13 protein-coding genes are annotated in these 13738 nt (G+C 62.4%); 7 read left to right on the forward strand and 6 right to left on the reverse strand.

The features are described from left to right. The first annotated feature begins 1 nt into the window (after position 1). Positions 2-367, forward strand: a complete 366-nt coding sequence (locus tag P8Q88_RS05400; protein WP_278322827.1) for a hypothetical protein — start codon at positions 2-4, stop codon at positions 365-367. After that, positions 364-1803 (forward strand): GMC family oxidoreductase N-terminal domain-containing protein, encoded by a 1440-nt coding sequence (locus tag P8Q88_RS05405; RefSeq protein ID WP_278322828.1) that lies wholly within the window; start codon positions 364-366, stop codon positions 1801-1803. Before P8Q88_RS05400 ends, P8Q88_RS05405 begins: the two co-directional genes overlap by 4 nt. A 3-nt stretch (positions 1804-1806) precedes the next feature. On the opposite strand, the gene P8Q88_RS05410 is transcribed toward P8Q88_RS05405, so the two are convergent. After that, positions 1807-2853 carry a lysylphosphatidylglycerol synthase transmembrane domain-containing protein gene (locus tag P8Q88_RS05410; RefSeq protein WP_278322829.1) on the reverse strand — a complete coding sequence of 349 codons (1047 nt, stop codon included), beginning with the start codon at positions 2851-2853 and terminating at the stop codon, positions 1807-1809. 128 nt (positions 2854-2981) lie between these two features. Between P8Q88_RS05410 and P8Q88_RS05415 the strand changes: the two genes are divergently transcribed. Beyond that, positions 2982-4688: a solute:sodium symporter family transporter gene (locus P8Q88_RS05415; protein ID WP_278322830.1), complete on the forward strand. Its 1707-nt coding sequence runs from the start codon at positions 2982-2984 to the stop codon at positions 4686-4688. Here the strand turns inward: P8Q88_RS05415 and P8Q88_RS05420 are convergent. Then, on the reverse strand, positions 4666-6087 hold the full coding sequence (locus P8Q88_RS05420; RefSeq protein ID WP_278322831.1) for an aldehyde dehydrogenase family protein: 1422 nt from the start codon (positions 6085-6087) through the stop codon (positions 4666-4668). The genes P8Q88_RS05415 and P8Q88_RS05420 overlap by 23 nt on opposite strands. Positions 6088-6212: 125 nt before the next feature. Between P8Q88_RS05420 and P8Q88_RS05425 the strand changes: the two genes are divergently transcribed. Further along, the gene (locus P8Q88_RS05425) at positions 6213-7349 is read left to right on the forward strand and encodes an acyl-CoA dehydrogenase family protein (RefSeq protein ID WP_278322832.1); all 1137 of its coding nucleotides are present in this window, start codon (positions 6213-6215) and stop codon (positions 7347-7349) included. Further along, positions 7346-8074 carry an acyl-CoA dehydrogenase family protein gene (locus P8Q88_RS05430; RefSeq protein WP_278322833.1) on the forward strand — a complete coding sequence of 243 codons (729 nt, stop codon included), beginning with the start codon at positions 7346-7348 and terminating at the stop codon, positions 8072-8074. Before P8Q88_RS05425 ends, P8Q88_RS05430 begins: the two co-directional genes overlap by 4 nt. Here the strand turns inward: P8Q88_RS05430 and P8Q88_RS05435 are convergent. After that, on the reverse strand, positions 8071-9087 hold the full coding sequence (locus P8Q88_RS05435; RefSeq protein ID WP_278322834.1) for a helix-turn-helix transcriptional regulator: 1017 nt from the start codon (positions 9085-9087) through the stop codon (positions 8071-8073). The two genes, P8Q88_RS05430 and P8Q88_RS05435, sit on opposite strands and share 4 nt — an antisense overlap. Before the next feature lie 81 nt (positions 9088-9168). Between P8Q88_RS05435 and cysD the strand changes: the two genes are divergently transcribed. Together cysD and cysN are read left to right on the forward strand one after the other, a co-directional pair. Further along, a complete protein-coding gene (gene cysD / locus P8Q88_RS05440) occupies positions 9169-10089 on the forward strand; it encodes a sulfate adenylyltransferase subunit CysD (protein WP_278322835.1) in 921 nt (306 codons plus the stop codon). A 120-nt stretch (positions 10090-10209) separates the two neighbouring features. Continuing rightward, the gene (gene cysN, locus P8Q88_RS05445) at positions 10210-12117 is read left to right on the forward strand and encodes a sulfate adenylyltransferase subunit CysN (RefSeq protein ID WP_278322836.1); all 1908 of its coding nucleotides are present in this window, start codon (positions 10210-10212) and stop codon (positions 12115-12117) included. Positions 12118-12204: 87 nt separating this feature from the next. On the opposite strand, the gene P8Q88_RS05450 is transcribed toward cysN, so the two are convergent. The 3 genes from P8Q88_RS05450 to P8Q88_RS05460 form a co-directional block, all read right to left on the reverse strand. Then, positions 12205-12612 carry a hypothetical protein gene (locus P8Q88_RS05450; protein ID WP_278322837.1) on the reverse strand — a complete coding sequence of 136 codons (408 nt, stop codon included), beginning with the start codon at positions 12610-12612 and terminating at the stop codon, positions 12205-12207. Between the two features lie 88 nt (positions 12613-12700). Then, positions 12701-13039, reverse strand: a complete 339-nt coding sequence (locus tag P8Q88_RS05455; protein ID WP_278322838.1) for an ArsR/SmtB family transcription factor — start codon at positions 13037-13039, stop codon at positions 12701-12703. Beyond that, positions 13036-13692: a peroxiredoxin gene (locus P8Q88_RS05460; protein ID WP_278322839.1), complete on the reverse strand. Its 657-nt coding sequence runs from the start codon at positions 13690-13692 to the stop codon at positions 13036-13038. The genes P8Q88_RS05455 and P8Q88_RS05460 overlap by 4 nt, the downstream gene beginning before the upstream one ends. Between the last annotated feature and the right edge of the window lie 46 nt (positions 13693-13738).

Raw genomic sequence — 13738 nt, forward strand, 5'->3', positions numbered from 1 at the left:
CATGGCGCGCATGGTCGAAACTACGGTTATCGCTTTGGTTGACAGTCTGATCGACGAAGCCGGTATCCCGGCGACCGCCGCGCAGCGGGCGCATGCGGCCGGATATGTGCTGGAGACTATCGCCAGGATGCCCGACCATTTCGGTTTGGGGTTTCGCGCACTCGCACTGCTCTTTTCGTGGTCCAGCGTAGCCCGGTACGGGCGCAGGTTCCATCTGCTTGCAAACGACCAGCGACACGAACAATTGCGCGCGTGGCGCGGATCGGGTCTCTCCTTCCGCCGATCGATGCTGGCATTCTACGATGCCTTCGCGACCTTCGGGGTCTATTCGGCTGCCTATCGCGATACGGATACCCCGCGACCGTGACGGGCCACAGCGTCCTCGACACCGATATCCTCGTAATCGGGTCAGGCCCGGGAGGAAGCGTGGCGGCGACAAAATTCGCCGAGGCGGGCCGGTCGGTCCTGATGGTCGAGGAAGGTGAGCATTTGCCGCTGGATGCCACACCGCATTTCTCATGCGAGGAGATGCTGCACAAATATCGCAGCGCAGGGGTCGGTGTCGCACTTGGAAAACGCAAACTCGCCTGGGTGGAAGGATCGTGCGTTGGCGGCGGGAGCGAGGTTAATCGCGGCCTCTACCACCGAACCCCGCCCTACGTGCTCGAGCGGTGGGCACGCGACTATGGCGTCGTCGATTTGAGCCCCGGAGAGATGACACAGCATTTCGAGGCTTGCGAAGCTGTCGCGACGGTTCAGCACATGCCGGGAAAGCCCTCGGAGTCATCACAGGCGCTCGAGCGCGGGGCGACGAAAAAGGGCTGGACCGCGATCGCTGCGCCGCGGCTGTACCGCTACGACACCGCCGATGGGCGTGGCAGCAAGCAATCCATGTCCGCAACCTTCGTGCCACGGTTCAAGGAGCTGGGCGGGAATCTGCTTGCCGATGTCCGTATCCAGCGCTTGCGCCGCACAAACCGCACGTGGGAGGCAAGCGGCGTGAGGACGTCAGGGGCGCAAAAAACACAGATCACCATTCGCGCCGATACCGTCTTCGTCGCCTGCGGGGCGGTGCAGACGCCGGCCCTCCTGCGCCGATCGGGGATCAGGCATAATGTCGGAAACAGCCTGCGCTTTCATCCCATGCTCAAGATCATTGCCGAATTCGATCACGAGGTTAACGCGCCCGGCGATTTCGATCCGGTACATCAAATCAAGGAATTCGAGCCGCGATTCGGGATGGGCTGTTCGATAGCCAAGCCGCCGCTGCTTGCCATGCTTCAGGCCGCGCGCCCCGGAAACTGGACGTCGATCGAACGCGACTGGCGCCGCATGGGGATATATTACGTGCAGACGAGCGGCGGCCGCGCGACGGTTCGCAACCTGCCCGGCTTCGCATCGCCGCTGGTGCGCATCCATTTTACGCCTGAAGAGCTTTCAACGCTGGCCGACGGGTTGCGCCATCTGGCCGACGTACTGCTGGCCGCCGGCAGCGTACGCCTGCGCCCCTGCATCGCTGGTTATCCAGACCTCGACAGGCAAACCGGCCTGGCCGGATTGCCCGAGGCGCTCGAAGCGCCGGACGGCAGCCTGACATCCGTCCATGTCTTCTCGTCCTGTCCGATGGGCGAAGACCGGGCGCGCACCGCCACCGACTCTTTTGGAAAGGTGCATGGCACGGACGGGCTGTATATCTGCGACGCATCGCTTTTGTGCACGCCGACCATTGCCAATCCGCAAGGGACGGTCATGGCGGTGGCGCATCGCAACGCCCTTGTCGCGCTCGATCGAAAATTCGGCTGATGCCTAGCGTCGTGTTGCAAACGCCTGCGTGCGCGCTTGTCCATGCAGCATCAGCCAGCCGATAGCGAAGAGCGCCGTCGGCAACCACAGGACGAGATGCGCCGTGAGGATGACGGCTGCCGCGAAATTGCGTTCAACCCCGACTGCATCGAACGCCAGCACGCCGAAATACTCGTAAGTGCCAAAATGGCCGGGTAGCGCCGGGACCAGCGTCCCGAGCGTCGATATGGCAAAGGCGAAGAAGGGTTTGACAAGTTCGCCACCCGATCCCCCGAGCCCGATCCAGGCACCGAGCACGACCGCGCTTTCGAGCAACCAGATGACGAGCGAGAAAGCGAAATATCCGCACACTCTGCGCACCGAGCGGAACTGACCGATCGCGTCCGCCACACTCTGAAGGAATGCAGCAAGCTGTTGCCAGAAGCTGCTCCGCCAGTGTGCAAGCCACCCGCTCGCCAGCCGCAGCAGGCGCGGCGCGAAGACGACCGAAAGACCGGCCGCCGCGGCCACGCCGAGCACGATCCGCAGCGTCGCGAGGACCGGTTCCTGCAGCGTCGCCCCGATCACCCACATTGCAATGGCCGCTAGGGCAAGAATGCTGACGAGGTCGAAGACCCGCTCGAGGATCATTGCGGCCAGCAATTTGCTGACCGGGAGATCGAACGCGCGATTGAACCAGTAGACCCGGAAGACGTCGCCCAGGCGTAAGGGCAGGATATCGCTGATCCCGAAGCTTGCGACAAAGGGCGCGACTGTGGACTGGAGAGGGACCTTCTTTCGCTCGTCCACGCCCAGCAACATCCAGAATCGTATCGCGCGCAGGATGAAGTCCAGCAGATAGGCCCCCAGCCCGATCAGGACCGGCCACCACGACAAATCGCCGATGATCGAAAGGGTGGCGCGCAGGTCGACCGAGCGGACGAAAAGCAGCATGAAGACCGCCCCGCACAGCACGCCGAACGCAATACGCAGCCAACGCAGCCGGCTTGCCCGTCGCTGCACGCCCTCGCCCGAACGCTGATGTTCGGTCGCTCCTATCCTTTCCTCCATCGAAAGCCCTCGCCGAGCGGAGAATGCTAGGCGAACCGGAGAGCAGCGACAATTTATCCATCGGTATAGCGCCGCAATTGCAAGACCCCGGATTGCGGGCGGATTGCCGGCTGCGCTAGGGCAGGTCCGTGGGGGATACGCTGACCTGGACGATCGCGAACTGCGGCCTGGTGATGGCGCTTGTCGCTTTTCTCAGCTGGCGAACCGCGCGCGGCGCTTCCGACAGCCGCGACAGCTATTTCCTCGCCGGCCGCGGTCTGGGCGCCACCTTCATCGCCGGATCGCTGTTGCTGACCAACCTCTCGGCCGAGCAGATGGTCGGGCTGAACGGCTCGGCTTACGGATACAACCTGTCGAGCATGGCCTGGGAGGTGACCGCTGCGATCGCGACTGTGGCGATGGCCTTCGTGTTTCTGCCGCGATATCTCGCGGGCGCCTTTACGACCCTGCCCGAATTTCTGGCCGAGCGTTTCGATGGCGGTACGCGGCAGCTTTCGGTGCTGCTGTTCCTCCTTGGCTACGGCCTCGTGACAATCCCATCGGTGCTCTACTCCGGTGCATTGGCGGTGATGCAGTTCTTCGATGCGCCCGGATTGCTGGGCATTGGCTATGTACCGGCGCTTTGGGTGACAGTGGTCATCATCGGTGCAAGCGGCGCTGCCTATGCCGTGTTCGGCGGGCTGAAGGCGGTGGCGGTTTCGGATACGCTCAATGGCATTGGCCTGCTGGTCATCGGGTTGCTGGTGCCGATCCTTGGCCTCGTCGCTCTGGGAGGCGGGGATTTCCTCGCGGGACTTTCGAAGCTGGCGGCAGATCATCCCGACAAGCTCAATGCCATCGGCGCCGCGGACGATCCGACGCCCTTCGGAACACTCTTCACCGGCATGATTTTCGCCAATCTCTTCTATTGGTGCACCAACCAATACGTGATCCAGCGCACACTCGGAGCACGGTCGCTGGCAGAGGGGCAAAAAGGCGTGCTCGCCTCCGGTTTCTTCAAGCTGCTGGTGCCTTTCATGATGATGATCCCCGGGGTCATCGCCTTTCATCTCTACGGCCCCGGGTTGGCGACCATCGACCGGGCTTATCCGCGGCTGGTCGAAGATGTCCTGCCCGCGTGGCTGTCGGGCGTATTCCTGGCCGTATTGCTCGGCGCGGTGTTCAGCTCGTTCAACTCGCTGCTCAACAGTGCCGCGACTCTATTCACACTCGATATCTGGGCACCGCTCAAGCGCCAGATACCGGACGACCGCCAGCTGGTCAGAATTGCGAAGCGGGTCAGCGTCGTTATCGCGCTCGCCTCCTTCGCCGTCGCGCCGCTGCTGCACTATGCGGAAGAGGGCCTGTGGCAGATCGTGCGGATTTTCACCGGCTTTTATAACATCCCGACCGTCGCAGTGGTCATCGTCGGCCTGTTCACCCGTCGTGTCCCGGCGCTCGGCGCGAAGCTCGCCATCGTGTTCCACGTGATCGCCTATGGACTGCTGCGCTTCGTCTTCGATGACATCGTGACGCTTCACTTCATCCACCTCTACGCGATCCTGTTCGTCATCGAGGTGGGCATCATGCTGGCTGTTGGCGCCCTGCGTCCGCGGGTCGAAGCCTACATTCCGCCGCACGAGCAGCCGGTCGACATGACGCCTTGGCGCCATGCGCACAGCACCGCTTTCACGTTGCTGAGCTGCGTCGTCGCGCTTTACGTGGTGTTCTCTCCGCTCGGCGTGGCGGGTGCAGAAACGATAATGCCAGCAGCAACGATCCTTGCGGCGCTGCTGCTGGCGAATATCGCGGTGTGGGCGAAGCCCGGCCTGCTCAGACCACGGCGTCGCGCTTGACCGTGATCACCTGCGGATAGGTGAATTCCTTCAGCCCATCGACGCCGTATTCGGCGCCGAAGCCCGACTGCTTATGCCCGCCGAAAGGCGAGAAGGGCGACAGGTGCATGAATTCGTTGATCCAAACCGTGCCGGTTTCGAGCTGTTCGGCAATCTCGACGCCCTTGTCGGTGTCCTTCGTCCAGACTGCACCGGCGAGGCCGTATTCCGAATTGTTCGCCCGCTCGATCACTTCATCGATACTGTCGAACTTGAGCAGCGGCATGACGGGTCCGAACTGTTCCTCGGCCACGATCCGCGCATCTTCGGGCGGGTTGTCGAGGATGGTGATCGGCACGTAGTAGCCGGTGCCGGACGGGTCTTTGTCGCCACCGGTCAGGAACTTGTAGCCGTTGTCCTTGGCATCCTGGATCAGCTCCAGCACGCGCTCGTACTGCTTCTTGTTCTGGATCGGGCCGACGCCCGTCCCCTGCTGCGATCCGTCGCCCACGACCACGCTCTTGGCGTATTCGGCAATGGCCTTGCTAAGGTCGTCGTAGATGTCCTTGTGGATGTAGACGCGCTTGGCAGCGATGCAGACCTGGCCCGCGTTGGAGAAGCTGGACCAGAACAGCTGCTCGGCCACCTTCTCGACATCGGCATCGGGCAGCACGATCGAGGCATCGTTGCCGCCGAGCTCCAGCGTGATCCGCTTCAGGTCGCCGCTGGCGCCTTCCATGATCTTCTTTCCCGTAGCGGTGGAGCCAGTGAAGGTGATCTTGTCGATATCCGGATGTTCGGTGATCATCGGGCCGAGGCTATCCTCGCCGGTGATGATATTGACCGTGCCGGCGGGCACCACGTCCTTGATCAACTCGGCGATCCGCAGCGTCGTCAGCGGCGTGAAAGGCGAAGGTTTGAGCACGATGGTGCAGCCTGCGACCAGCGCCGGAACAATCTTCTGGATCGCCATCATAACCGGGAAGTTCCATGGCACGATGCCACCGACCACGCCTACCGGAACACGGCGGGTACGCGACAGGCGCTGCTCGTCATCCTGATTGACCACCTCGTCCAGCGTCAGTGTCGACTGCGCAGCGGCGAGGCCGGCGGCTCCGTAGATTTCCTGCTGCGCCTGCGCATGCGGCTTGCCCTGCTCGGTGGTCAGGAGACGGTAAAGCTCGTCGGCATTGTCCTTGATTGCGGCGGCGATTCCCTGGACGACCTTCTGGCGCTCCTCCGCGCTCGTCTTCTTCCATTCCTTGAAGGCACGGCGAGCAGCGGCAACAGCAGTGTCCAGCTCATCCTTCCCGCAGGCGGGTACGCGGCCGACGACCTGCTCGTTGGCCGGGTTGAGCACCTCCAGCCATTCGCCATTGTCGACCAGCTTGCCGTCGATAAGGTTCTTGTAGTCGGTCATGTCTCTCTCCCGGAAATTCGTGGGTCCCGTCTCTTGAGTCGCAATGTGAGGCGATTCGTTGCTCGTTGCAACGGGTCTTGCGGCGCGGCGGCAAATTGGTGAGAGAGAACGTGAGAGGAGAGCGCGTGCAGACCTTCGCCACCGAAGCCGTCGACTGGCCGGACAGCGCCCCCGCGCTGCGCCAGAAAGTTCGTGCGCTCGTGGCGGAGCATGGCGAGCGCGATCCGGTCCGCCGAGCCAATTGCTGGACCAAGGCGGCCCCGGGCTTCAGCCGCATGCTAGGCGAGGCAGGGCTTCTCGGGATGACCTGGCCGAAAGAGTACGGCGGGCACGAGCGCAGCCAGCTCGAACGCTATGTCGTGATCGAGGAGTTGCTGGCCGCCGGCGCTCCGGTAGGCGCGCACTGGATAGCGGACCGGCAAAGCGGGCCTTTGCTGTTGCGGCTCGGCAATGACGAGCTGAAGGCGCGCTGGGTGCCCGGCATGGTGCGCGGCGAGATATTCGCCTGCATCGGCCTGTCGGAGCCGAACTCGGGCTCGGATCTTGCCTCGGTCAGGACAGCGGCTCGCCGCGATCGCGATGATTGGATTATCAACGGCCAGAAGGTCTGGACTACGGGCGCGCATTGGTCGCATTTCATGATCGCGCTGATCCGCTCCGAAGCAGGCTCTGAACGCCAGCAGGGCCTCTCGCAATTTGTGATCCCGCTCGACGCACCCGGTGTGACGGTGAAGCCAATCGTCGACCTCACCGGCGCGCATGAATTCAACGAGGTGTTCTTCGAGGACGTCCGCGTGCCGGCCTCCGCCCTGCTCGGTGAAGAAGGCCAGGGTTGGCGGCAAGCGACTGCGGAACTCTCGCTCGAGCGGTCCGGTCCGGAGCGATACCTCTCGTCGATGGTGCTGTTCCTCGAATTGGTGCGCCACGCCGGAGAGCATTCGGACCCGGTCACGCGCGACCTTGTCGGCAGGCTTGCTTCGGAAGCGTGGACCTTGCGGCTGATGAGCGCATCGGTGGCTGCCAAGCTGGCCAGGGGCGAAGATCCCGCGCTGGAGGCAACGATAGTGAAGGATCTCGGCAATGCCTACGAGCAGGCAATCCCGGAACTGGTTCAGTCAGCGATCGAGATGGACCTGACAGGCGACGATGTGCTCGCAAGCGTCACGGCGTATTTGCTTCAGGTGGCGCCGAGCTTCTCGTTGCGTGGCGGCACACGCGAAATCCTCAAGGGGATCATTGCGCGGGGACTGGGGCTACGATGAGCGACACGCGCCGCATGCTGGCCGAAATGGCCGACCCGCTGTTTGCCGAGCTTGGCCCCCAAGCCGACAAGAGCGATTTGGCCCGGCTTGAGGAGCTTGGCCTTCCATTGCTGCTGGTTTCCGAAGAGGATGGCGGTTTTGGCGGCAACCATGTCGATGCGCTGACGGTTTTTCGTCTTGCCGGCTATCATGCGCTCGGATTGCCGCTGGTCGAGCAGATTATCGCACGGCGTGAGGTGGAGGGAAGCGACGCGCACTTCCGTCTCGGGGCCTTCGCGCGCACCGCGCAAATCGCCGGCGCGCTCGACGCGGCGCTGGCAATAAGCGTTGCATACGTCAACGAGCGCCAGCAGTTCGGGCGGCCATTGGCAAAGTTTCAGGCGGTGCAGCAGGACCTCGCCACTTTCGCCTGCGAGGCGGCAGCCGCCAACTGTGCGGCGATGGGCGCTGCCGAAGCGCTAGACCGCGGCGATGCGGCTTTCGAAGTCGCTGCCGCCAAGCTGCGCGCCAACAGCGCGGCAAGTGCAGGCGCGAGGATTGCCCACCAGGTTCATGGGGCGATCGGCTTCACACAGGAATACCCGCTTCATTATCTGACCGGTCGCTTACGCAAGTGGCGAAGCGAGTTCGGCGGCGATGCGCATTGGGGCCGTGTATTGGGTGACCTCGTCGTGGCCCGCGGCGCCGATCTGTTCTGGCCGGACCTTACGGCGCGCACCGGCTAGGCGAGCGCCAGCACTCCGGTAAGGATATTCCGAACCAGATCGACCTGCCCGCGCGCACCGGTCTTGGCGTAGATTTTCTTCGAATAATATCGCGCCGTCTCGACGGTCAGACCGTGCTGCTCCGCCGCTTCGGCAATCGACAGGCCCTGGGACAACGACCATGCCAACCGTGCCTCGGCAGGGGTCAGATCGAACAGGTCGACGAGTTGTTCGTGCCGGTCGGCGCTGGAAGACCGGTCACCCCGCAAATATAGCATGGCGACGGTGCGGCTGTCGCCAACCAGCGTATCGAGGTGCACCGGCGAAACCAGCACCTCGATCCAGGGATCGCGGCACATATTGATCGCCCGCGGCCGCATATTGGGATCGGCGGCGCAGTCGCGAACCAGCGCCGTAAGTTGGCGGTCGATCTCTGGAAGGGAGGGAGTCAGGCGATCATAGGGACCTCTCCGCAAAACTCTTGAGCGCGCGAGGAAACGCTCCGCCTGAGGATCGCTCTCGACGACGCGGCACCGCTCGTCGAGTGCGATCCAGCCGAAATTCATCCGGGCGAGTGCATCGGCGCTGAACGAGGCCCGCGCCTTCTCCCGTTCGAGGCTTGCCAACACACGCAAGGCGACGCGAAAGTAGGGCGCAAGCGCGGTCAGCAAGCGCGAGTGTTCTGCGTCGAGATCCTCGCCGCGCAAAGCAATCCACGCCTCGATCTCTTCCGAGCCGGCCAGCCGCATGACCCGCATGTCCATGTCGGCATCTCGCCCGCTGCCCAGTTCCTCCGCCGAATAGACGCGTCCCTCGCGCAATTCGGCATCGGAAGGCGCGCGCGGAAATTGGTCCGCACCCGCCGACAGATCTGTCTCGTCCCGGGCGCCGGGCAACCGCAGGCGGATATGCGCGGCGTGCACACCTGCAACGCGCTTGAGACGGCTTAGGAAGGTCGACCACATCGGTTGCTCAAAAATGCCCTCCTGCAGGGGCACGAGCAGTTCGACCTCGCCCAGATTGGGGATACGCATCTCTTGCGTATAATACCTCCCAAATGGGAGGTCCATGATAAACCACGGCCTTTATCTCCTCGCTTCCGAAAAGGAATTCCGATGAGCGACGCAAAGACCCTGACCCATCTCCAGCGCCTCGAGGCCGAGAGCATCCACATCATGCGCGAAGTGGTTGCCGAGGCAGACAAGCCGGTGATGCTCTATTCGATCGGCAAGGACAGCGCCGTGATGCTGCATTTGGCAAAGAAGGCCTTTTATCCCTCGCCGCCGCCCTTCCCGCTGCTGCATGTCGACACGACATGGAAGTTCCAGGAGATGTACGCGCTGCGCGAGAAGAGCGCGAAGGATGCGGGTATGGAACTGCTCGTCCACCAGAATCCAGAGGCCGAGGAGCGGGGGATCAATCCCTTTGACCATGGCCCCTTGCACACCGACATGTGGAAGACAGAGGGGCTCAAGCAGGCGCTCGACAAATACGGCTTCGATGCGGCCTTCGGCGGCGCCCGCCGCGATGAGGAAAAGAGCCGCGCGAAAGAGCGCATCTTCTCCTTCCGCACTGCCAGCCACGGCTGGGACCCGAAGAACCAGCGCCCCGAACTGTGGAACCTCTACAATGCGCGCAAGAAGAAGGGCGAGAGCATCCGCGTCTTCCCGCTCTCCAACTGGACCGAGCTCGACATCTGGCAATACATCATGGCCGAGAACATCGAGATCGTGCCGCTGTATTTCAGCGCGCCGCGCCCGACCTTCGAATATGAAGGCGGCCTGTTCATGGCCGACGACCTCGACCGGCTGGAAAAGGTCATGGGCTATCGCCCCGAGACCACCGAGAAATCCATTCGGTTCCGCACGCTGGGCTGCTTCCCGCTGACCGGCGCGGTCGAGAGCGAGGCCGCCACGCTGAGCGAGGTAGTGCAGGAAATGCTGCTGACCACCACAAGCGAGCGCCAGGGCCGCGTGATCGACAAGGACGCGGGCGACGCGTCGATGGAGAAAAAGAAGCAGGAAGGCTACTTCTAACGCTGCAACCGTAGTTCCCGTTCGCCCTGAGCTTGTCGAAGGGCCGCCCTTCTTCGGGGCTGGCGGGATCGAAGAAAGTGCAGGGCTTCGACAAGCTCAGCCCGAACGGATTTGAGACCTATGACCGACCCGATCTACCAGACCGACGCCCTCATCGCCGAGGACATCGACGCCTATCTCGAGCAGCACCAGAACAAGTCGATGCTGCGCTTCATCACCTGCGGTAGCGTGGATGACGGCAAGTCAACCCTGATCGGCCGTCTGCTCTATGATTCGAAGATGATCTTCGAGGACCAGCTCGCGGCCCTCGAGAACGACAGCAAGCGCGTTGGCACGCAGGGGCAGGAAATCGACTTCGCCCTGCTGGTCGACGGCCTCGCCGCCGAGCGCGAGCAGGGCATCACCATCGACGTCGCCTACCGCTTTTTCGCGACCGAGAAGCGCAAGTTCATCGTTGCCGATTGCCCGGGTCACGAGCAGTACACGCGCAACATGGTCACCGGCGCCTCGACCGCCGACCTCGCCTGCATCCTGATCGACGCGCGCAAGGGCGTGCTGGTGCAGACGAAGCGCCACAGCTTCCTGTGCCACCAGCTGGGCATCCGCAACCTCGTCCTCGCGGTGAACAAGATGGACCTGATCGGCTACGACCAGGCGAAGTTCGATGCGATCGTCGCGCATTACGAGAAGTTCGCAAAGAGCATCGGGATCGAGAGCTTTACCGCCATCCCGATCTCGGGCCTCGCGGGCGACAACATCACCGCATCCTCGGACAACACGAATTGGTACGAAGGCCCGACGCTGATCGATCATCTCGAAGTAGTCGAGGTCAGCAGCGCCGCCAATCTCGACAAGCCGTTTCGCATGCCGGTGCAGTGGGTCAACCGCCCCAACCTCGACTTTCGCGGCTTCAGCGGCCTGATTGCGACCGGCAGCGTGAAGCCGGGCGACACTCTGCGCTCGCTGCCCTCTGGCAAGACGAGCCAGGTCAAATCGGTGGTGACTATGTCGGGCGACCTCGACGAGGCGATTGCCGGCCAGTCCGTCACCATCACCCTTGAGGACGAGATCGATTGCTCGCGCGGCGACGTGCTCGCTGCCGCCGACAACCCGCCCGAGGTGGCCGACCAGTTCGAAAGCACCATCGTGTGGATGGACGACGAAGCGCTGGTCGTAGGCCGCGCTTACTGGCTCAAGCTCGGTACGCAGACGGTCAGCGTGACTGTCGCCGAGCCGAAATACGAGATCGACGTCAACACGATGGACCATCTCGCCGCGCAGACGCTGCACCTCAACCAGATCGGCGTGTGCGAGATCACCACCGACAAGCGGATCGTGTTCGATCCCTACGAGGAAAACCGCGCGCTGGGCGGGTTCATCCTGATCGACAAGATCAGCAATCGCACGGTCGGGGCTGGAATGATCCACTTCAGCCTGCGCCGCAGCCAGAACGTGCACTGGCAGGCGACCGACATCACGCGCGAGCATCACGCGGGAATGAAGAACCAGACGCCGCGCGTGCTGTGGTTCACCGGCCTGTCCGGCTCTGGCAAGTCGACCATCGCCAACGAGGTCGAAAAGAAGCTGGCGATCATGAACCGCCACACCTTCCTGCTAGACGGCGACAATGTCCGACACGGCCTCAACAAGGATTTGGGTTTCACCGAAAGCGACCGGATCGAGAATATCCGCCGCATCGGCGAGGTCGCCAAGCTGATGACCGATGCGGGCCTGATCGTGCTCACCGCCTTTATCTCGCCATTCCGCGCCGACCGGCAGCTGGTGCGCGAAATGATCGACGCAGGCGAGTTCATCGAGATCCATGTCGACACCCCGCTCGAAGTCGCCGAGGCGCGCGACGTCAAGGGCCTCTACAAGAAGGCCCGCGAAGGCAAGCTCAAGAACTTCACCGGGATCGACAGCCCCTATGAGGCGCCGGAGAATCCGGAAATCCGGGTCAACACGGTGGAAATGAGCCCCGAAGAGGCGGCAGACCACATTATCGCGCAGATCCTCCCATTGAAGTGAGGGACGACGCGCGAAAAGCGTTGGACACAATCGGAGAGGGCGCTCTTTGGGGGCGCCCCTCTTCACTTCTCGAGTGCCGTAGGAAATTCAGCCGGGGCTCTTGGGCCCCGAACCATTCGCCGCGATAATCAGCCCTGTGCCAAACGCAGCGACTGCGCCCCCGATTAGTATCGCCGAGGAGCTGGTGTTCGCCGGGAGTGCGGCACAATTCGCCGTTTCCGCCCATTCTAGCCAGTCCTGCCAGGTGTAGAGCTCGCCGGTATCGACGTCGCGATAGGTATTGCCGACATAGCGCCAGCTTTCAGCCGAATTACCGTCTCTCAACCAGCGGGTATATTCCGGCTGGATCTTGCGACAATTCCACGTCTCGGGCGCGTCCAGCGCTCCCGCCTGATCCGATGCGATAACGTCATCCTCGCGCACCTGCGCCACGGCAGTCACGCTAGCGCCGGCGACCGAAGCACCGACAATCGAAGCTAAAAGAAAGGTGCGCATCGCTCGACCCTCAAAACACTCAATCTATGTGCATTACACGCGATTGCATTGTCGGGCAAGAAACTGCCCTTCCCGGGCTGAGGGAGGATCAAGACATCCGCGCGAAATTGGCGACACCGGGTGCAGCAGACCTGCTGGGTGCACTCCTCGAAATGGCGCGAGCATCCAGCCCGCCGATCAGGATGCCCAGTTCGGTCAAGCGATCTTCATTGAGCTTGTAGAACACCAGCTTTGCTTCCTTGCGGGTCTCAACGAGATCGGCTTTTCTGAGAACCCCCAGCTGCTGGGAGAGCGCAGGCTGACTTATACCTGATACCTGTTCGATCTCGCCCACGTTGAGCTCGCCGTCTCTGAGCAACTGGACAATCTGAAATCGCAGCGGATGCGCGATAGCTTTCAGTTGGTCGATCGGCGCGTCCTCGGTCATTTTTTCTCGCCCTTCCCAGCCTCGCGAAGAAACCAAGCTGCACCATCGCCAGCCTTGAACACATCATCTAGGTTTTGGGTTGGTTGCTCGAGCAGGGGTTCTCCGGGCTGCCAGTTTGCCGGCGCAAGAGCGCTCTCCGCGTCGATCGCCTGCAACGCATCGAGCATACGCAGCATCTCGGGTATCGAACGGCCCATATTGGCGGGATAACAGGTCATTGCGCGGATCGCGCCTGATGGATCGATGAAAAAGGTGGTTCGCACCGTGGCGCTGTCACTGTCCTGTGGCGCGACCATTCCGAATGCACGACCGATAACGAGCGTCGGGTCTTCAACGATCGGGAAACGCACCTCGATATCGAAGCGATCCCTGATCATTCGGAGCCAGGCAAAATGCGAGAACAAGCTATCGACCGAGAGTGCCATGAGCTCGCAGTCGCGCCGCTTGAACTCCCCTGCCTGCCGCGCCAGCTCGACGAATTCAGTCGTACAGACCGGCGTAAAGTCCGCCGGGTGCGAGAACAGGATCAGCCAACGCCCCCGGAAACCGGACAGCTTGACCGGTCCGATAGTGCTTCGAGCTTCGAAGTCCGGCGCCGTGTCACCGATCCGAAGGTTTTGAGAGCTCCCTGCCCGAGCGTCATCAGTAGTCATGATCGGCCTCTTACCACTTGACTCTCGGAATGCAAGACATATACAT

It is taken from the genome of Qipengyuania marincola (assembly GCF_029688625.1).
Lineage (GTDB): Bacteria > Pseudomonadota > Alphaproteobacteria > Sphingomonadales > Sphingomonadaceae > Qipengyuania.